Source organism: Scytonema hankhaensis NUACC26 (assembly GCF_045865695.1).
Classification (GTDB): Bacteria; Cyanobacteriota; Cyanobacteriia; order Cyanobacteriales; family Nostocaceae; genus Scytonema.
Window position 1 is genome coordinate 30422 of record NZ_BAACAP010000192.1, and the last position, 19975, is coordinate 50396.

16 protein-coding genes are annotated in these 19975 nt (G+C 42.8%); 12 read left to right on the forward strand and 4 right to left on the reverse strand.

Annotated elements, in window-relative coordinates; all coding sequences use genetic code 11:
* The first annotated feature begins 94 nt into the window (after window positions 1-94).
* From ACKTT2_RS20230 to ACKTT2_RS20250, 5 genes are read left to right on the forward strand one after another with little or no spacing between them, the layout of a single operon-like run.
* Window positions 95-1249, forward strand: coding sequence for a sulfate ABC transporter substrate-binding protein (locus tag ACKTT2_RS20230; protein ID WP_407890185.1), 1155 nt, complete (start codon window positions 95-97; stop codon window positions 1247-1249).
* 18 nt (window positions 1250-1267) lie between these two features.
* The gene (gene cysT, locus ACKTT2_RS20235) at window positions 1268-2152 is read left to right on the forward strand and encodes a sulfate ABC transporter permease subunit CysT (RefSeq protein WP_407890187.1); all 885 of its coding nucleotides are present in this window, start codon (window positions 1268-1270) and stop codon (window positions 2150-2152) included.
* Window positions 2139-3029 (forward strand): sulfate ABC transporter permease subunit CysW, encoded by an 891-nt coding sequence (gene cysW, locus ACKTT2_RS20240; protein ID WP_407890189.1) that lies wholly within the window; start codon window positions 2139-2141, stop codon window positions 3027-3029. The genes cysT and cysW overlap by 14 nt, the downstream gene beginning before the upstream one ends.
* 14 nt (window positions 3030-3043) lie before the next feature.
* Complete coding sequence (locus ACKTT2_RS20245; protein ID WP_407890241.1) at window positions 3044-3310, forward strand: NIL domain-containing protein; 267 nt, start codon at window positions 3044-3046, stop codon at window positions 3308-3310.
* A gap of 60 nt (window positions 3311-3370) precedes the next feature.
* Window positions 3371-3649 (forward strand): NIL domain-containing protein, encoded by a 279-nt coding sequence (locus ACKTT2_RS20250; RefSeq protein WP_407890191.1) that lies wholly within the window; start codon window positions 3371-3373, stop codon window positions 3647-3649.
* 88 nt (window positions 3650-3737) lie between these two features.
* Here ACKTT2_RS20250 and ACKTT2_RS20255 read toward each other — a convergent pair whose 3' ends face one another.
* Entirely contained in the window at window positions 3738-4325 is a 588-nt protein-coding gene (locus ACKTT2_RS20255) for a Crp/Fnr family transcriptional regulator (protein WP_407890193.1), read from the reverse strand.
* A gap of 74 nt (window positions 4326-4399) precedes the next feature.
* On the opposite strand from ACKTT2_RS20255, the gene ACKTT2_RS20260 reads away from it, so the two are divergent.
* Complete coding sequence (locus ACKTT2_RS20260; RefSeq protein WP_407890195.1) at window positions 4400-5422, forward strand: sulfate/molybdate ABC transporter ATP-binding protein; 1023 nt, start codon at window positions 4400-4402, stop codon at window positions 5420-5422.
* 235 nt (window positions 5423-5657) lie between these two features.
* Window positions 5658-6986, forward strand: coding sequence for a DUF4910 domain-containing protein (locus tag ACKTT2_RS20265; RefSeq protein WP_407890196.1), 1329 nt, complete (start codon window positions 5658-5660; stop codon window positions 6984-6986).
* A 172-nt stretch (window positions 6987-7158) separates the two neighbouring features.
* On the opposite strand, the gene ACKTT2_RS20270 is transcribed toward ACKTT2_RS20265, so the two are convergent.
* From ACKTT2_RS20270 to ACKTT2_RS20280, 3 genes are all read right to left on the reverse strand, one after another.
* The gene (locus ACKTT2_RS20270; protein ID WP_407890197.1) at window positions 7159-7812 is read right to left on the reverse strand and encodes a PIG-L deacetylase family protein; all 654 of its coding nucleotides are present in this window, start codon (window positions 7810-7812) and stop codon (window positions 7159-7161) included.
* Window positions 7813-8006: 194 nt separating this feature from the next.
* Window positions 8007-8858, reverse strand: a complete 852-nt coding sequence (locus ACKTT2_RS20275) for a glucose-1-phosphate cytidylyltransferase (RefSeq protein WP_407890199.1) — start codon at window positions 8856-8858, stop codon at window positions 8007-8009.
* A gap of 60 nt (window positions 8859-8918) precedes the next feature.
* Window positions 8919-10199, reverse strand: a complete 1281-nt coding sequence (locus ACKTT2_RS20280; protein ID WP_407890201.1) for a methyltransferase domain-containing protein — start codon at window positions 10197-10199, stop codon at window positions 8919-8921.
* A gap of 692 nt (window positions 10200-10891) precedes the next feature.
* Between ACKTT2_RS20280 and ACKTT2_RS20285 the strand changes: the two genes are divergently transcribed.
* The 5 genes from ACKTT2_RS20285 (at window position 10892) to ACKTT2_RS20305 (ending at window position 19883) form a co-directional block, all read left to right on the forward strand.
* On the forward strand, window positions 10892-13267 hold the full coding sequence (locus ACKTT2_RS20285; protein ID WP_407890203.1) for an NACHT domain-containing protein: 2376 nt from the start codon (window positions 10892-10894) through the stop codon (window positions 13265-13267).
* 215 nt (window positions 13268-13482) lie between these two features.
* Complete coding sequence (locus ACKTT2_RS20290; RefSeq protein ID WP_407890205.1) at window positions 13483-15546, forward strand: glycosyltransferase; 2064 nt, start codon at window positions 13483-13485, stop codon at window positions 15544-15546.
* Between the two features lie 37 nt (window positions 15547-15583).
* The gene (locus tag ACKTT2_RS20295; protein WP_407890207.1) at window positions 15584-16168 is read left to right on the forward strand and encodes a hypothetical protein; all 585 of its coding nucleotides are present in this window, start codon (window positions 15584-15586) and stop codon (window positions 16166-16168) included.
* Window positions 16169-16242: 74 nt separating this feature from the next.
* Window positions 16243-18075, forward strand: a complete 1833-nt coding sequence (locus ACKTT2_RS20300; RefSeq protein ID WP_407890209.1) for an ABC transporter ATP-binding protein — start codon at window positions 16243-16245, stop codon at window positions 18073-18075.
* Entirely contained in the window at window positions 18072-19883 is a 1812-nt protein-coding gene (locus ACKTT2_RS20305; RefSeq protein WP_407890211.1) for an ABC transporter ATP-binding protein, read from the forward strand. The genes ACKTT2_RS20300 and ACKTT2_RS20305 overlap by 4 nt, the downstream gene beginning before the upstream one ends.
* The last annotated feature ends 92 nt before the right edge of the window (window positions 19884-19975 follow it).

Consider the following 19975-nt stretch of genomic DNA (forward strand, 5'->3'; position numbering starts at 1 on the left):
TTGCTTTTTTTGCTTATGCCATGTATTATCTCTTACAATAAACAATAAATACGGTTAGCTATGTAACTAACCGTATAACTTCGGGGGCGAGAGTATGAATTTCTGGCAGACTGTCCTGAAACAAGCAGGGCTATTATTTTTGCATATTACCGACAACTTTAAGCTTAAGTCTTTAAAAAGCTTTTTATCACTCTTTTTAGTAGGAATCAGCTTAAGTGTTGCGATCGCGGCTTGTTCTGGTGGCAATACAACCAGTTCTTCTGGAAATAGCACTGGAACAGATACCACAGCAAACCCTGTCGCTGCAAACAAACAGGATGCTGAAATTACCCTTGTTTCCTTTGCCGTGACAAAAGCAGCGCATGAAGCTATTATTCCAAAATTTGTGGAAAAGTGGAAAAAAGAGCACAACCAAAATGTAACATTCAATCAAAGCTATGGCGGTTCTGGCTCTCAAACCCGTGCTGTGATTGATGGTTTGGAAGCTGACGTTGTCCACTTGGCACTTGGTTTAGACGTAGGAAGAATTGAGAAAGCTGGGTTGATACAGCCTGGATGGGAAAAAGAAGTCCCGAACAATGGTATTGTTTCCAAATCAGTCGCTGCCCTAGTCACTCGTGAAGGAAACCCCAAAGGTATTAAAACTTGGGCAGATTTAGCAAAAGATGGTGTTAAGCTGATCACGGCTGACCCTAAAACCTCCGGGATTGCACGCTGGAATTTTCTCACATTATGGAATTCAGCCATCAAAAGTGGAGCATCAGAAGATAAGGCGATTGAGTTTGTGAAAAAAGTCTACAACAACGTACCAGTTCTGACAAAAGATGCGCGTGAAGCGACTGACGCCTTTTTCAAGCAAGGACAAGGAGACGCACTCATCAACTACGAGAACGAAATTATCTTGGCACAACAGAAGGGAGAGAAAGTCAATTACATCATTCCTGATGTCAATGTATCCATCGACAATCCAATTGCAGTTGTAGATAAAAATGTTGATAAACACGGAAGCCGTGAAGTCGCAGAAGCTTTTGTAAAATTCTTGTATGAACCAGAAGCACAGGAAGAATTCGCTAAGTTAGGATTCCGATCTGTCAATGAAACAGTCGCTCAAAACAAGGCTATTTCAGACAAGTATCCAAAAGTTAAAAATCTAGGCACAGTGCAAGACTACGGTGGTTGGGACTCCATCCAGAAAAAGTTCTTTGCCGATGGCGCAATCTTTGACAAAATTCAAGGAAAAGGAAAATAGGAATTAGTTAAACCACTTATGACTATTTCATCTCCTCCATCACCTTCTACCAGGAGAACTGTTCGCCAACAGCCTCTTTGGAAAAGGTCTCTACAACATCTTTACAACTTACCTTGGACTTGGCGAATTACCATTGCCTATTTAAGTGTGATGTTATTTCTACCAGTCCTTGCAATGTTGGCAAAGGCAAGTACTGAACCTCCAACCCGGTTTTGGGAAATTGCGACCAGCCCTATTGCTCTGGCAACTTATGAAGTAACTTTTGTTACTGCATTCTCTGCTGGTCTCATCAATGGAGTGTTTGGAACTCTCATTGCTTGGGTCTTTGTACGGTATGATTTCCCTTTGAAACGCTTGCTTGATGCCACTATAGATTTACCTTTTGCATTACCAACAGCAGTCGCCGGATTAACTTTAACGACAGTCTACAGTGAGAATGGTTGGATTGGTTCTTTACTAGCACCTTTAGGAATCAAGGTATCCTTTACTCGTTTGGGTGTAGGGATAGCCATGATATTTATATCTCTTCCCTTTATTGTGAGAACAGTACAACCAGTGCTGATGGAAATGGAGAAGGAAATTGAAGAAGCAGCTTGGTGTTTGGGTGCTTCTCAAGTACAAACTTTTTTGAGGGTGCTTCTACCTCCTTTGTTTCCCTCTATTTTGACGGGTGTTGCGTTAGGTTTCTCCCGTGCTGTCGGGGAATACGGTTCAACTGTCATTATTGCTTCTAACACCCCTTTTAAGGATTTGATTGCTCCGGTGCTTATTTTCCAGCGATTGGAGCAGTATGACTATTCGGGTGCAACAGTTATTGGCATGGTGTTATTAATCATCTCTTTGGTGATGTTGCTGGGAATCAATCTTTTACAAGCTTGGGGAAGAAGATATGACGCAAGATGAATTTCCACAACCGCACTTTCACTCAACAACCAGCGAAACAAGCACTTCAAAGCGAGTCAAACCAAAAAGTTTTGCTCCTACAATACTAATTGCGATCGCAGTTGGTTACTTAGCTATAATCATTTATGTCCCCGCAATCAACGTTTTTGTCCAGGCTTTTAAAAGCGGGGTTGGAACGTTTTTCTCTCACCTGTCGCGTCCGGAATTTACTCATGCGGCTTGGTTGACAATAGCTCTAGCTATCATTTCTGTACCTGTAAATACAGTATTTGGTTTGTGTGCGGCTTGGGCGCTCGCACGCAACAAGTTTCCCGGTCGGGCTTTTGTTCTGAGCCTTATTGACTTACCCTTTTCTATTTCACCTGTAGTTGCAGGGTTAATGATTGTGCTGCTGTATGGGCGAAATGGGTGGTTTGGTCAGATTTTGGAAACCAATGATATCAAAGTTGTCTTTGCCTTTCCAGGTATGATACTAGCCACAGCTTTTGTGAGTTTACCCTTTGTCGCACGGGAAGTGATCCCCGTTTTAGAAGAGTTGGGTAGCGATCAAGAGGAAGCCGCTAGAACACTCGGTGCAAAAGATTGGCAGATATTTTGGCGCGTTACCTTACCTAACATCCGTTGGGGTTTACTTTACGGCTTGCTTTTGACAAATGCGCGAGCAATGGGTGAATTTGGTGCGGTTTCGGTAGTTTCTGGGAACATTGCCCGCAAAACTCAAAGCTTACCCCTCTACATAGAAGATGCTTACAAACAGTATGAAACGGAAGCTGCTTTCTCAGCAGCAGTGCTGTTAGGGTTGCTAGCAGTCGTTACTTTGGTGATGAAGGAGATTTTAGAACGGAAAACGGGGATCAAACAGAGCGCAAAACATTAATTGTAATGACAATTATGGTTTCTGAAAATCAGCTTGCCCACAGACGCATTCGATTGAGAATACCTAAAGAATTTCATCAAGAACCCGTGATTTCGCGCCTGATATCAAACTACGGTTTGACAGTGAATATCACTGCTGCAATGCTCGGTTCAAATGGTATTGGTGATGGTTGGTTTGACTTAGATTTACAAGGAAGCAGCGAACAAATTGAGAGCGCCTTAATCTACATCAACGATTTAAATTTGGAAATTTGGCATGACATCAATACAGGTGATTACTAGTATGATGCGTGGATTTTAGATTTTAGATTTTGGATTGAGAGCAATGAATTATTAGTAACTATGATTAAAAGCAGCAGTACCACAAAAGTTCGTTTGCGTTTGCATATTCCTCCCTTGTATGAGAAAGAACCTGTGATTTCTCGGCTAATTTCCAGTCATGGCTTAATTGTTAACATTACAGGAGCAATGCTGGGAAAAAGCACAAATGGGGAGGGACTATTTGACCTAGAAATTCATGGAACTGTGCCACAACTTTGGCATGGTTTAAATTATTTAGAATCTCTAAATCTGAAAATTGAGGGTAAGCCTCATACAGGTGGAGATAGTTGGTACTGCTAAGTCAGCTATTGCTTAATCGCAAACGATTGTTAGGTCTTAAAAATTCAACACTAAGCGATCGATAAACTAATGTTTCAACACTGTTTGCCTAAATTTCGTAATGCCAAAGTTCTTCTTCTTTCAAGACAATTCTGTGTAGGGGAAGACGATGAATCAAGCCCTGCTCTTCCAACTGGGTAAGGATACGAGTAATCGTTACGCGAGTTGAATTGAGCATATCAGCAATGTCTTGATGAGTGAGGCGTAAATCAATAAGATTTCCCGATGCTACTTCACGACCAAATTTCTTAGCTAACCAAGTCAACAACTTAACAACCATAATCTCTACTGTTTTATGACTGCGAATTATCATCAGTTCTTCAGCTTGTTGAATGTGAGCGAGCAATACCGATGTGAGTGGGAACCACCCATCTAGAGGAAGCGCTACTGCTTCAACTTTGGTCAAACACTCAATTTGATAGGGATCGATTCCAGAAAAAGCTTGGCTGACAACATCCCCCGGTCCCCAAATTCCTAAGGTGACCAGCGTACCGTCTTCATGCCAAGTGATAACCCTCACCACTCCTGTTTCAATTTTCCACAAACTATTTTCTTTCAGGGGTAGCGATGAGCGAATCTTAAAGCTTTTTCTAGTGGTTTGACTGGATGAATTGGGAAAATGTGTTGAAATAGACATTGTTGTTTAAATTACCTTTTCTCGATAAAAAAACCGTAGTTTCTAAATATATCAGTTTTTTGTAGGAGATTGCTATGGGAATTGCAGTTCAAAATGTAACTAAGCAGTACGGCTCTTTCTATGCTGTAGACGATGTGAGTTTGGAGGTCAAAACGGGGTCTTTAGTGGCTCTTTTAGGTCCCTCCGGGTCTGGGAAATCAACTTTACTGCGAATGATAGCTGGATTGGAAGCACCCGATACCGGTCATGTTTGGTTGGTTGGAGAAGATGCCACTTACAAATCAGTACAAGAGCGTCAGATAGGGTTTGTATTTCAGCACTACGCCTTATTTAAGCACATGACAGTGCGTCAGAACATCGCCTTTCCATTGGAAATTCGCAAGTTCCCTAAAAATAGAATTCAAGATAGAGTTTCAGAACTTTTGGAATTAGTTCAGTTAGGGGGTTTTGGAGAACGCTATCCCTCTCAACTTTCTGGAGGTCAACGTCAAAGAGTAGCGTTAGCAAGAGCATTGGCAGTGCAGCCAAGAATCTTGCTTTTAGATGAACCATTTGGGGCGTTGGATGCGAAAGTCCGCAAGGAATTAAGAATGTGGTTGAGACAATTGCATGAAGAGGTGCATGTGACAACCGTGTTTGTGACCCACGACCAAGAGGAAGCGATGGAAGTTTCCGATCAAATCGTAGTGATGAATAAAGGTCGGGTAGAGCAAATGGGTACGCCTGCTGAGATTTACGACTATCCAGCCACACCTTTTGTCATGAGCTTTATTGGTCCGGTCAATGTTCTTTCCAGTAACGCTGGTATTGTGGCAAATAAAGATTTTGTCACTCCATCAAGCCATCAAGTTTTCTTACGACCCCACGATGTTGCGATTAAAACTAGTGCTAGTGAAGAAAATTCTGTATCGGCTAAGGTAGACCGGATTATTAACTTGGGTTGGGAAATTCGAGTTGAGTTGGTTCTTCAGTCTGGAGAACCAGTCATTGCTTACTTATCTCGCGAGCAGTTTAATCAACTTAAGATCGCGGAAGATCAGCAAGTGTTTGTTAAACCCAAGCAAGCAAAAGTCTTCCCAACTTATGCTATGAGTTGATAGTGTAATTTACAATCGTTCTGCGCGTGTAGAGAGGTAGCATACAAATGGGAGAGACGTAGTATGCTAGCTCTCTACATTAATTTTTACCTGTTTTGTTCTATTTGGGAGAAATATTACTTTTACATAAAAAAGCGGCTGCAACATTTGTTTATAAAAATACTAGTAAATGTAAACATAATAATATTGTAAAATATGTGTCTATATATGCTTAGAGAATCCCCTAATAAATAATATGCATACAGGTATTGATATAAACAACAGTATTAGCGTGAATGATATTAGCCATCAAATGTATCAGTTAATATCTGATTTGTATCCTATTTGTCGTAGTATTACTGGAAATGGCTTACGAAAAACTCTGGAGATTATTCACAAATATATTCCCTTAATTATACATAATGTACCTACAGGTACTCAAGTATTTGATTGGACTGTTCCTAAAGAGTGGAATATAAAAGATGCCTATATTAAAAATATTCAAGGCGAAAAAATTATAGATTTTAATCAATCAAATCTTCATGTAGTTAATTACAGCGTAAATATTCATGAAAAAATGCCTTTAGAGGATTTAAAGGCACATCTTTTTACATTAATCGACCGCCCTAATTGGATTCCTTATAGAACTTCCTACTACAAAGAGAACTGGGGCTTTTGTCTTAGCCATAACCAATTCTTAGAATTAAAAGAAGAAGAGTATGAAGTTTACATCGATTCTTCTTTAGAAAATGGTCATTTAACTTACGGAGAGTATTACATTAGAGGCGAAAAAGCAGATGAAGTTCTGATTTCATGTCACGCCTGCCACCCATCTCTTTGTAATGACAATCTTTCCGGAATAGCATTAGCAACATTCTTAGCCAAACATCTCAGCCAACTTTCGCCTTCTTACTCTTATCGTTTTCTCTTTATTCCTGGAACCATTGGTTCCATTACCTGGCTGGCTTTAAATGAAGTGAATGTTGACAAAATTAAACATGGTTTGGTTGTAACTTGTGTGGGCGATCCCGGTAAGTCTCACTACAAAAAAAGCCGTCGAGGTAATGCTGATATTGATAAAGCCGTTATTCATGTGTTGAAACACTCCAATCAAGATTATGAAATTATGGAGTTTTCTCCCTACGGTTATGATGAACGGCAATTTTGCTCGCCAGGATTTAATCTTCCTGTGGGCTGTTTTATGCGATCGCCTCACGGTACTTATCCTCAATATCACACATCTGCAGACAATTTAGAGCTGGTAAAACCTCAATATCTTGCCGATTCATTCTCAAAAATTTTGTCAGTTTTGCAGATTGTAGAGAACAATAAAAAATACTTAAATCAAAACCCTAAATGTGAGCCACAGTTGGGTAAAAGAGGACTATATAGTGCCATCGGTGGGCAGACTGATACCAAAAAAAATGAAATGGCTATGTTGTGGATTTTAAATTTGTCTGATGGCGAGCATACACTGCTAGATATTGCTGAAAAATCCAGTTTAGAGTTTGACTTGATTAAGAAAACAGCAGATACATTGTTGCAGTTCAATTTATTAAAAGAATGTTTTGAGTCAAAAAACTAGATCCCCTGCTACTCTCTCGTTCCCAGCCTCTGGCTGGGAATGCAGACAGCGAGGCAGAGCCTCGCCAAGTTGGAGCGAGGCGAGACGGGAGGCGGAGCCTCCCTTCAGGTATTCCCAAGCGGAGCCTGGGAACGAGGTGGGGGGATCTGAGCTTTGAATTCTTACATTCGAGTTAAAAAACTACTTTACGGCAGTAAAAAGCTTCCGCATACTTATTAGGCGCATTAGATTCAATTCCTCGCAATCTCAAAATTGATAAAAATGTTTCTTCTGTAAACCATTGTTTCTGGCTTTGCGATGGAAAGCTATCAAGAATATAGTTGATTTTGTCTTTGCAAATGTTTTCAGTTAAATGAACAAAAAAATTAGGATTTCCTAAATCTCCATCATACTTGGGGATTTCATATTCTAATATTAAATGATTTCTAAACGTATTCCAGGTAAAATCAGAAATTAAGCGATGGTCTTGATGCAGGTCATGACGAGAATGAGTAAAAATTAGATCGGGATGATAATCTTGCTTTAATTCCTCGAAAAATTGTTTAATTTCAATTCCTATGAAAGGAAAAAAACCGTCCTGAAATTGTTTAATGATTATATTTTTTTCTATAACTTTTTCTAAAAACTTATTAGCACTATGATAAGCTTCTTTTTCTCTATGTAAGTTGGAACTAAAGACAACCCAATAAAACACAAGATCTGGGTAACTTTCTATCAATCTTAAGATTGTACCTCCACAACCAATTTCTATATCATCACAATGCGCTCCCAAACACAATACTTTATAACTTGAGTTACTTTTTTGTTCAAAATTAAATTTAAGCATATTGATGATTTGTTATTACTGGCTGACATCTTGCATCTTCGAGGGGGAGGGCTGGTGGGCTTTAGCCCTACCAACGATAGGAAATTGTAGGTTGGGTTTCGTTCCTCAACCCAACCTACTTACAAAAACAATTTTAGTGTGGGTTTATGTAACTAGACGCTTGAGTGTGTCGGGAAAAGCTTGCAAGGTTTGAGTTAAGCCAATTTTAATGGTATAGAATCATTAGTAACATGGTGAATCCGACTATAATCCAAAGATTTTACCTTCCTTTCAAGATTCCATACTGCCCAAGGAGCGTTACCTTGACAATACATATCATCTAACTGCTGTTGCTCTTTAAATGTATCCATACACGCCCAAAATCCACTGTATTTATAAGCAGCTAGCTGTCTTAACTTAATTAACCTTTGAAATGGTTCGTTCACTAATTCTTCTCCAGCTTGAATGTGTTTAAAAATATCTTTCTTAAATACAAAGAAACCTCCATTTATCCGAATCCCGGCTTGCTGGACACTTTGGATATCACTGACCAAACCATTTTCTTCCATTGAAACTAAATGAAAACTTTGCGATGGTTTAACGCACAGAAAGCTAGCTATTTTGTTATGTTTCTGAAAGTCTTCAATTATGTCGGGTAGATATAAATCTGTTAAACCGTCGCTATAATTAGCTAAAAATACCTCTTCCCCTTCTAAGTATTTTTCAACAGCCTTGAATCTTTGACCAATATTTGAAGTCAAACCTGTATCGACAAAAGTAATTTTCCAATCTTCAATGTCACTGTTGAGAAGTTGAATTTTTTTGCCTCCCTCCTGTAAGGTAAAATCATTGGAAATACACTCATCATAATTGAGGAAGTAATTCTTAATGATATCTGCTTTATAACCAAGACACAAAATAAAATCTTTGTGTCCGTAGTGAGCATAGTATTTCATCACATGCCACAATATCGGTCTGTAACCAATATTAACCATAGGCTTGGGGACATTAGCAAAAAAATCTCTTAATCTTGTTCCTAAACCACCGCAAAATAAAACTACTTTCATAGGAATTTCCTTCTTGGTTATGATGAAATTTCAATCATTATGAGTTGATTTCTACTTGACTCAAGAATAGACATGAACTTCAGGAATCGGCACGATAAATTTACAACCCCAATCACGTACAAACAACATCTGCGACATGATTTCGTTTTTCAAATTCCAAGGTAAAATCAGTAAATAGTCTGGTTTTGTTTCTTGAATTTTGTCTGGATGAAAGATTGGTATATGAGTTCCTGGTAAAAATTTACCTTGTTTATATGGATTCCGATCTACTGTGTAATCAATGAAATCTTCTCTAATCCCACAATAATTCAAAAGGGTGTTACCTTTACCAGGTGCGCCGTAACCAGCAATTGTTTTTCCTTGTCGTTTAGCTAAAATTAAAAATTCTAAAAGTTTGAATTTGGTTTCCTTAACTTTTTCACCAAATGAGAAATAATGTTTGATGTTGGTAAATCCAGCAGCTTCTTCCTTAGCTCTTAGTTGTATCACCTGTTGACTAATAGGTTTAGAAGTATCTTCTACTTGTTTTGCATAAATTCTTAGAGAGCCACCATGAGTTGAAAGTTCTTCTACATCAAAGATTGTTAACCCATGATGTGCAAAAATCTTTTCGACTGTTAGCAACGATAAATAAGAGAAGTGTTCGTGATAAATGGTGTCAAACTGATTTTCCTCAATAAGTCGCATTAAATGAGGAAACTCCATGGTAATTATACCTTGAGGTTTAAGTAGTATTTTAGCGCCTCCGACAAAATCATTGATATCAGGTACGTGAGCAAGTACATTATTACCTATCAATAAATCTGCTGGCTTACCGCTAGCAGCTAATTCAGATGCTGTGTTTTTTCCAAAAAACTTTACAACTGTGGAAATACCTTTTTTGATTGCTACCTCAGCGACATTAGCTGCTGGTTCTATGCCTAGCACAGGTATTTTTTGTTCAAGAAAATATTGCAATAAGTAACCATCGTTACTCGCTATTTCCACGACTTGACTTGAAGAGTGCAACCCAAACCGCGCTATTACCTTTCCGGTATAGTTTTTGGCGTGTTGTAGCCAAGAGTCAGAGTAAGACGAAAAGTAAGCATACTCGCTGAAGATGTCTTGCGGACTGACATATTCCTGAAGTTGAACTAAAAAACAGCGCTCGCATACATATACGTGCAGCGGATAGAAAGTCTCCATTTGGTTTAGCTGTTCGGGTGACACGTAACTTTCACAAAGCGGTGACATTCCCAAATCAACAAAAGTGTGCTTTAATTTTGACCCACAAAATCGACAGCAACCACGATTCAGGGTTTTATTATTCTGTACGTAGGACTCCAAAATTGTCTTAGTCATTTATTAGCTTCTCTAAGTCTTATGTGTAACTCGATCGTAGAATCCTGTGTCAACCTTTCTTGCACGGAGAGCCACTTGCTACAGCCGATTGTCTTCATGTTGCGATCGCAGCGCAATCGTTTATGAAAGAATAGTGTGCAACTGACCTGTTTGCGATCGCGTTGTGGGAAATGTATAACTTAACGTATAATCTGTATAATTGGTCTGTTTATGCCTCTAAGTGTGTGGAAGAATGCTCTGGTTACTGCAAATTCATTTTCCAAAGTAACGAGCCACCAAAGCAGGGACATTTAACAGCTTGATGGAGGCATTGCCCTTATGCATTCGTCAGAGGGAGTAACCTGACTACCTTTAGCAATAAGCGAACTGCCCAAATCAGCAAGGTTTGATATTCACTAAAAGTCACCCTACCATTCTTATCTTACTTTTCGTACTTTTCCTACTTTGCTGCCGCTAAAGATGAGCAACTTTACCAGATGAGATTAATTCTTATTAACCCTTTGAGTTTATGATTTTTTACATATTATAAACTTAGTTAATTGTAATATAAGTATATTTCTGATTAACTCTTATCTATATCTAAAGATAGAAGTTATGGTAAATATTAGTAGTTTAATTTCTTGCTTATAACAAATTTAATTTATTCAAAACTGTTTTAATTTGATAATGTTTCGAGGTTCGCAGTTTAGGTTATGGCACGACGTTCGCTAAAGGCATCTACCGTAGGAATCAAGAAAGCAAAAAGGGCTTTTCAAGTCAGGGAATGGACGCAAGAATATCTAGCTAGTGAGGTAGGGCTGGAAACTCGCCAGTCAATTTGGAAGTTTTTTACAGGCAGGCCGATTGAGCGTCAGAGCTTCATGGAGATCTGCTTTCAACTTGGTTTAGATTGGCAAGAGATTGCGGAGCTACCGATAGGAGGCGTAGCAACGGAAAAAAAGCTCGACTGGGACAAATGCCAGGATATTGATGCTTTGGTGGAAATGGTGCGAAAGCAAAGAAGCGATAAAATTCAAGCTCAGTGTGCCACCCTGCGGTTGTTGGATATTGCTCAACCGATTGAACTAGAAGACATTTATGTCAATGTCAATATTTTAAATAATATTGCGAGTCAAAGATGGTTAGATCTCTTTGAATTACAAGGCTTGGTTTCAGAAGAATTGGACAGCTTTAGTTTAGTTCCAATTTGTCAGGAACGAGTAAGAGCAATGCAGGCAGTTGTAACCTATCCCAAGGTGATGGTGCTAGGTAAACCGGGGTCTGGGAAAACTACATTTTTACAATATATCGCTACACAATGCAATCAAGGCAAGTTTTTATCAGACAAAATTCCCATTTTTATCCGACTCAAAAACTTGGCTGAGGATGGCAGAGAAACAGGCAATTTTAGTTTATTGAACTATATCACTCAAAACTTGGCTGAGGATGGCATTTGTGACCAGCAAATTCAAACATTACTGGCTGACGGCAGAATGTTAATTCTACTGGATGGTTTAGATGAAATTCCAGAAGATGACAGCGCCGAAATAGTGCAAAAAATTCGTAATTTGTCTGAAAAATTTTATAAAAATAGATTTATTATTACCTGTCGGATTGGGACTCAACAGTGTCAGTTTGATTCCTTTACCGATATTGAAATTGCCGATCTTGATTTCTCCCAAATAGAAGCTTTTGTCCAAAAGTGGTTTATTAACGTTGATAAGAATTCTATTGAACGAGGAGAAGCTTTAGCTTATCAGTTTATGGAAAAGTTGCAGTTATTAGAAAATCGGCAAATTCGAGAACTAGCCCAGTCACCACTTTTGCTCAACCTGGTTTGTTGTATGTTTCAAGCGCAATCCAACTTTCCAACGAGACAAGTCGAATTTTACAAGCAAGGATTGGACATTTTGCTCAATCGCTGGGATGAAGTCAGGAGCATTAAACGCAATGACAGCGATCTTCACTTGTCTTTACCCCACAAGCTGAAACTGCTAAGTCAGATTGCCGCTGTCACCTTTGAGCAAAAACGTTACTTTTTTACAAAAAGCAATGTCCGGCACTATATTGCGGAGTATCTCGGTCAGTTATCCAGCGCCCAATGCGATCCGGAGATGCTGCAACTTAATAGTGAAGCACTACTGAAATGGTTCTTAGCACGCGGACTTCTAGTGGAGCAGGCGCGAGGTATTTACTCATTCTCGCATTTAACATTTCAAGAGTATTTAACAGCTAGAAACATTGTTACTAGTTCTGAACCAGAAATATTAGAAAAAAAACTGAGCGATCTAGTCAGCCATGTGACGGAAGCTCGTTGGCGTCAAGTATTTTTACTGGCATCTAGTGTGTTGGGTAATGTACCTTACCTGCTGCAATTAATGAAGCAACATATTGATGGACTTGTTGCTACCGATGACCAATTGCAGCAGTTCCTTATCTGGCTCCACCAGAAGTCCCTTTCCGTGCAGGCTCCTTATAAAAAAGCAGCTATTCGCGCCTTTTACCTGACACTAGTTCTTCCCAATGATTTAAGCTTAGATTGTGACATGGCTTTGTGCGTTGCCATCGATTCAAGGCTTGCTGGTACTCTTGCCACTGATTTGTCGGTAGATTTGACTCTTAACCATGCTGTGTCCCTCACCCAGACCTTGCCCGACCCAATGGATCGAGTCCTCGCCCTCAGTTTTGCCCTAACTTTAGATGAAGATGTTGTCTGCGATTGTGATTTTGAGCGATCGCTGCAACAACTCAAAAAACAATTACCCGCCCCAGAGCAAGGCAGAGAAAGGTTAAAACAATGGTGGAATGCTAACGGTGAGACTTGGACTCTTCAATTGAGGTCTTTGATGCTTTGGTGTCGTAACATAAGTCATCAATGGCAGTTCAGCGAAAAGCAAAAGGAAGTCCTCAAGCAGTACTATGCTGCCAACCAGTTGCTGGTGGATTGCCTCAACACAAATCGGGAAGTCAGTTCTAGTATACGAGATAAAATTGAGGAAACGCTGTTGTTGCCCATCACCAAAACATCAAGTTCTCTATCGGGCAAAAATGTATATTTATCAACAGGAAGCGTACTGAAATGCTGCTAGCAACCGAATAATACGAGCTATGATGCGTTTCATAGAATAACAACAAACTTATACGTTAAGTCATACATTTTCTCAGACGCGATCGCAAACAAGCCGATGACACACTGCGATCTCGTAGACACTTGATTCCACCCTGGGGGGATAACAAAGATGTGCTACGGGTCGAAGTAGCTCGTTATATGTTAACCAATATTCAGTAAATTGTGGGGGGTATTTTGCAAAATCTGACCTTGTCATCTTCTGGCTGTAGCCCTATACCACTTGCACGTAGGGAAGCAGTTACAGTCAAGGGCAAATTTTTCTTTATTGAAGAGCGAAAATTTTTTCTTAAAGGAGTTAGCTACGGTCCCTTCTCCACTGGCACGCACGGCAAACCTTTTCCAGAAAAACCAGTTGTGGAGAAAGACTTTGCCATGATGGCACAGTTGGGGGTTAACTGTCTGCGTATCTATACCGTTCCACCTAATTGGCTTTTGGATCTAGCTTGTGCCTACGGTCTGAGGATGCTCATCGGCATACCCTGGTCTCAGCATATCGCCTTTCTTGATTCATCTGCTGTTCAGGCAGAAATCCGGAACTGCATTGCCAGTGGAGTCAAAGCCTGTCAGAACCATCCTGCTGCCTTTGCCTATTTGGTGGGCAATGAGATTCCTCCGGATATTGTGCGTTGGCATGGTCAAAGACGGGTTCGTGCTTTTGTCAAAGAGTTAATGGCGGTAGCAAAAGATAGCGATCCAGAAACTTTGGTAAGCTATGCCAATTACCCCTGTACCGAATATTTAAATATTGACTTTACTGATTTTTTATGCTTTAACGTTTACCTGCATCAAGAAAAAGATTTTCGCCGCTACCTGTCCCGACTCCACAATCTGGCGGGGGATAAACCTCTAGTGCTGAGTGAGTTTGGTGTTGACTCCATCCGTGAGGGAACCCAAGCGCAAGCCGAAATCCTCTCCCAGAAGTTGTCATCAAGCTTTGAGATGGGAGCAGCAGGAACGATAATTTTTTCCTGGACGGACGAGTGGTTTACCGGCGGTTATGCGATACAAGACTGGGCTTTTGGCTTGGTTGATGCTGAACGTAACAAAAAGCCTGCGTTCGATACGGTGCAGCAGTATTACACAGGACCTCTGCCGCCAACGCTACCAAAGTACCCCAAAGTTTCAGTAGTTGTGTGCGCTTACAATGCTGAACGCACTATGGATAGCTGCCTAGCTTCTCTCAAGGATCTCAACTACCCCAACTATGAGGTCATTGTAGTCAATGATGGCTCGACTGACCGCACTCTAGAAATTACTCAGCGCTATGACTATGTACGCTTGATTAGTCAGGAAAATAAGGGACTGAGCGTAGCACGCAACGTCGGCATCACCGCTGCAACGGGGGAGATCGTTGCCTTTACCGATTCTGATTGTATGGCAGATCCGGACTGGCTCACCTATCTGGTAGCAAAGTTTCTCTCCTCAAATTTGGCAGCAGTCGGTGGTCCAAACTTATCTCCCCCTGAGGACTCTCTTGTCCCTGCTTGCGTTGCTGTCTCTCCGGGGGTACCTACCCACGTACTTTTGAGCGATGAAGTTGCCGAACATATTGCAGGCTGCAACATGGCTTTTCGTCGGGAGGCTCTACAGGAAATTTGGGGCTTCGACCCGCAGTTTCGTGTTGCTGGTGACGATGTTGACCTGTGCTGGCGGCTGCAAGACAAAGGCTACACAATTGGCTTCAGCCCAGCTGCAATAGTGTGGCACTTTCGCCGTAACACGGTAGATGCGTATCTTAAGCAGCAACGAGGTTATGGTAAGGCGGAGGCGCTCGTTTATTTTAAGCATCCTTACCGCTTTAATCTTCTGGGACAACCTAGCTGGTTGGGGAGGATCTACGGAGACTTATCTTCTTATCTCCGTTTCGGTCAACCAGTTATCTATTCCGGGGTGTTTGGTCGCGGTTTGTTTCAAACCCTGTATGAGCCTTCTTCCTCGCTCTTTTCTTTTCTACCCCTAACCTTGGAGTGGAATGTAGCTGCTGCTATCTTCTTTTTATCTGGGCTTTTGTCTGGCGATCGCCCGTGGCTCGGTGCAGCAATGTTCATCATTTCTTGTATTTGGTGTGTAGCTGGTGCTCTACAGGCACGCATCGATCCCCGTTTTCAAGGAGTGAGAGCACGCCTGCTTGTTGCTCTGTTGATCTACCTGGGTCCTCTTGTACGCAGTGTAGAGCGCTACCGCTGGCGTATCAGAAGACTGACTAAGGTAGAGCAAATTCAGTTTGATGAGTTGTAAATCAGAAATCAACTAGTTTTTAATAATTTTTAAGACAATGGCTCAAACACTGACTCAAGTAGGGTTAATCAAGTTCGATCGACCAGCACTTACACCGCATATCTCCTGGAGCGATCGCGCCTTTTGCTTATCCTATTGGACAGAGGCGGGACTGGAGAAGGAAAAGTTGCTGCAAGAGGTCATAGATTTCCTTATTCCCTACAAGTATTTCATCGCTATCGATCGCGGGTGGAGCGACTGGGATTTAGAGATTTACCGAGGGATCTGGTCAAAGGTTGAAGTTAAGGTATGTGCTGAAAATCATGGGGGCAATAAAAGACTTCTCAGGGTGCGATGTGCGCTCAGGATGTCACAGTTAGCCACTATGGCTATGATTGGCTATTCTCTTTTGACAGTTGTGGCACTTATTTTGGGAATGCCAGAATTAGCTACAGTCGCAGTTATAGTAGGTGTGCTCAACGCCGCCGCTATTTTATATCAAAACTTCGGCTTGGGACGTATTATTTATCAAGTGCTCTCGACCGTAACAAAAAAAATGCACCTGCTGCCGATACACACCACCGATACTCAGTCTGTGAGCCAAAATGCAATATTACAGTCAACTATCGGCACTTCCGCTTGATGCTCTTCATAACTAAAAGTGGGAATTCAGCCAGATCTAATGAGTGAATGGTTAAACGGGAGGTGAATCCGTAGATGAGGCAAGGGATCAAAGCGATGATGCACCGACACGGGCGCTTGCTCCGGTATCCACTGCGCCAATGGCGCACCTTAATAGTAATCCTGGTTCTAGTGGCTGGCACTTCAGCCACTGCAACCCTTCAACCCTGGCCAATAAAAATTCTGGTGGATTATGCCCTCGGTCAAGCAGCTATCCCCCTGCCAGTTAACTCACTCTTTGGAAACTTTAACTTGTCCCTCACGCCGCCACTGCTAGTCGTTGTCGCTGCTGTTTGTAGCCTTGGGCTGTATGCCCTGAACGCTACACTTGACACGGGTCTTAGCTGGGCTTGGAGCGCTGCTGGGCAAGGTATGGTCTACGAACTAGCTCAGAGCTTGTTCTATCGTCTTCAACGCCTTTCACTCCTGTTCCACAGCCAGCGTACCGTCGGCGATTCTCTGAGTCGCCTGACAGGTGATTCTTATTGCGTTTACACCTCAATCGGTGCTGTGCTGATTTCACCCATACAGCACCTGCTGACCCTAGGAACTATTAGCATCGTCGCCTGGAATCTGAATCCTTTACTGACGCAGCTTTCGCTCTTTGTTGCGCCAATCATGGCTGCTTCCGCCCTCGTCTTTGGTTCCCACATCAAGCGCCGGACAAAGCTCAACCGCGAAGCACAATCTCGCCTCACGAGTTTTGTCCACCAAACGCTGACAGCAATCCCAATGATTCAGGCATATGTACGGGAGAGTTACAATACCGAACAGTTTCAGCACCTAGGGGCAGATGCAGTTGCGATCGCGCAACGCGAAACCCTGCTCAAGAGTGCCTACGGTCTTGCAAATGGTGCTGTGGCAACGGTTTGTAATGCAATTATCCTCTATGTGGGCGGGCAGCAAGTGTTATTAGGAGTCATGAGTGTTGGCAGCTTGCTCGTCTTCCTGGCATATCTACAGCCGATACAAGGATCGTTTAGGGGTCTGTTTGGGATCTACGGGAGCCTTAGGTCTGTGGAAGCCAATATAGATAGAGTGCTAGAGGTTTTGGATGCTAAAGATGGGGTACATGATGCTCCTGGAGCCAAACCATTGCCCGATCGTCCCAAAGGAGCGCGGGGACATATACGCCTGGAGGGAGTGACTTTTGGTTACAATCCGGGCTATCCCGTCCTCCAAGATATTACACTGGAAGCTCGACCGGGAGAAACCATTGCTCTGGTGGGCGCAACCGGTGCTGGTAAGAGTACTTTGGTCTCCCTAATTCCCCGTTTTTTTGACCCCTGGCAGGGAAGAGTCCTCTTTGATGGGGCAGATGTCCGAGGCATACAACTAAAAAGCCTGCGATCGCAAATAGCCCTAGTGCTGCAGGAGCCGTTTCTCCTGCCGCTTTCGGTGGCAGACAATATTGCCTACGGGCGTCCTGGAGCAAGCCAGGAGGAGATTGTAGCAGCAGCCAAAGCGGCAAAAGCAGACGACTTCATCCGTCAGCTGCCTCAGGGATATGACACCGTTCTGAGTGAAAGAGGAGCAATCTTGTCCGGAGGACAGAAACAGCGGCTGGCGATCGCGCGGGCATTGCTACTGGATGCGCCAGTACTGATTCTCGATGAACCGACTTCTGCTTTGGATGCTCAAACTGAAACACTGCTGCTGGAAGCTTTAGAGCGCTTGATGCAAGGGCGGACAGTTTTCATCATTGCCCATCGGCTCTCGACTATTCTCCGGGCAGATCGGATCGTAGTGCTGGAGCAGGGAAAGGTTGTGGAGATGGGAACGCACCAAGAGTTGCTGGCAACCTCTGGTCTTTACAAGCGTTTGCACTCCTTACAGTTTACCGATCCGCAGCAGGAGGTTGTCCTATGAAACAGTGGTGGCTGCGACTGGCACGCTACGCCCTGGTTCGTTGGCGCGGACTTGTGTTTGTGCTGCTGCTCATGCTAATGAATGTAGGGCTGAATGTGCTCAAGCCCTGGCCTTTAAAGCTGATCGTTGATTCCGTCCTAGGCAACCAATCCCTCCCACATACCATTGTTTGGTTCAAAACCTTCAGTGGTGCTGAATCTGACATTCAGTTGCTCGGTTGGTTAGCCGGTTCCACAATTGTGCTATTTTTGACCGGTGAGGGAGTTCGTCTACTCCAGGATTATGTGGGAGCAGGCGTAGGGAGTCAGATGAGTTATGACTTGGGAGCGGCACTGTTCGATCGCTTGCAGCATCTTTCCCTGAGGTTTCATAACCAACACCACGCTGGAGACCTCGTCCGGCGAGTTATGACTGACAGCATCTGTATTCGGAACCTGGCAATGGGAGTTTTTCTGCCCGTGCTCACTTCCTTAGTAAGCCTAGTAGCCATGTTCGCCGTGATGTGGCAAATCGATCGCCTACTTTCAGTGTTCTCTCTGCTTGTTGCTCCTCCGATTGTGTTACTCATTTGGGTTTTTAACAAACCCATGATTGAGCGAACCTATCAGCATCAACAATTTGAAGGCGAGATTATGGCGCTTAGCGAGCAGACCTTAACAGCGCTACCGATTATTCAAGCATTTGGTCGCGAAGCATATGAAGATGAGCGCTTTCGCTACCTATCCCGCCAAGCACTCCAAGCGTATTTGCGTGCTATTCTTGCCCAGATGCAATTCAAAGTAGGGGTGAGTGGGGTAACGGCAGTAGGAACAGCAATTATCATGCTAGTAGGCGGCTCCCAGGTTCTGGATGGGTCACTCTCAATTGGTTCTTTACTGGTCTTCCTTTCTTATCTCACTTCCTTGTATGTGCCTATGGAGACTCTGGCTTATATGTCGTCTGGTTTTGCGGCAGCCGCAGCTAGTGCTCGTAGAGTGCTAACAGTCTTGGACAATAAAGATGAGGTGCAGGAGGTTCCTGGTGCCAACCCTCTGCTCTTACGATCGGTTAGAGCGAGGGGATACGTATGCCTAGAGGGAGTCACCTTCGGCTACGAGCAAGGCAGACCCGTACTCCAGGACGTTTCCTTGGAGGCACAGCCAGGGGAAACCATTGCGTTGATAGGAGAGACAGGAGTTGGTAAAAGTACGCTGGTTTCCCTCATTCCCCGTTTTTTCGATCCCTGGTCCGGACGAGTCCTCTTTGATGGGGTAAATATCCGCAGCGTACAACTGAAAAGTCTGCGCTCTCAGATTTCGCTAGTTTTGCAGGAGCCATTTTTGCTGCCGCTAACCATCGCTGAGAACATTGCTTATGGCTGCACTAGTGCTAGCCGCGAAGCAATTATTGCCGCCGCTCAAGCTGCAAATGCGGATAATTTTATTCAACGATTACCCCAAGGTTATGACACGGTCATTGGCGAGCGCGGTGCTACGCTTTCAGGGGGAGAGAAGCAACGGTTAGCGATCGCCCGTGCTCTGCTCAAGGATGCTCCAGTACTGATTCTGGATGAACCCACCTCAGCCCTAGATGCTCAAACCGAGTTTCTATTGCTAGAGGCATTAGAGCGACTGATGGCAGGACGGACTACATTCATTATTGCCCATCGCCTCTCGACAGTGCAAAGAGCAGACCGGATCGTAGTGTTGGAACAAGGACGAGTCGTGGAAAGCGGAACCCATCAAACATTGCTCAAAGCTCGTGGGCTGTACTATCGCCTGCACCAAATCCAATCCGGGCGCTCCACAATTCATTCGGAATCAGCATAAACCAGGAGAGAGAAGGTGACTGACTTAGCCAATCATCAATCGGATTCTAAGAAGATTTTTAATTTTCCTGAAAATGTCCAAATTGGTTCAAA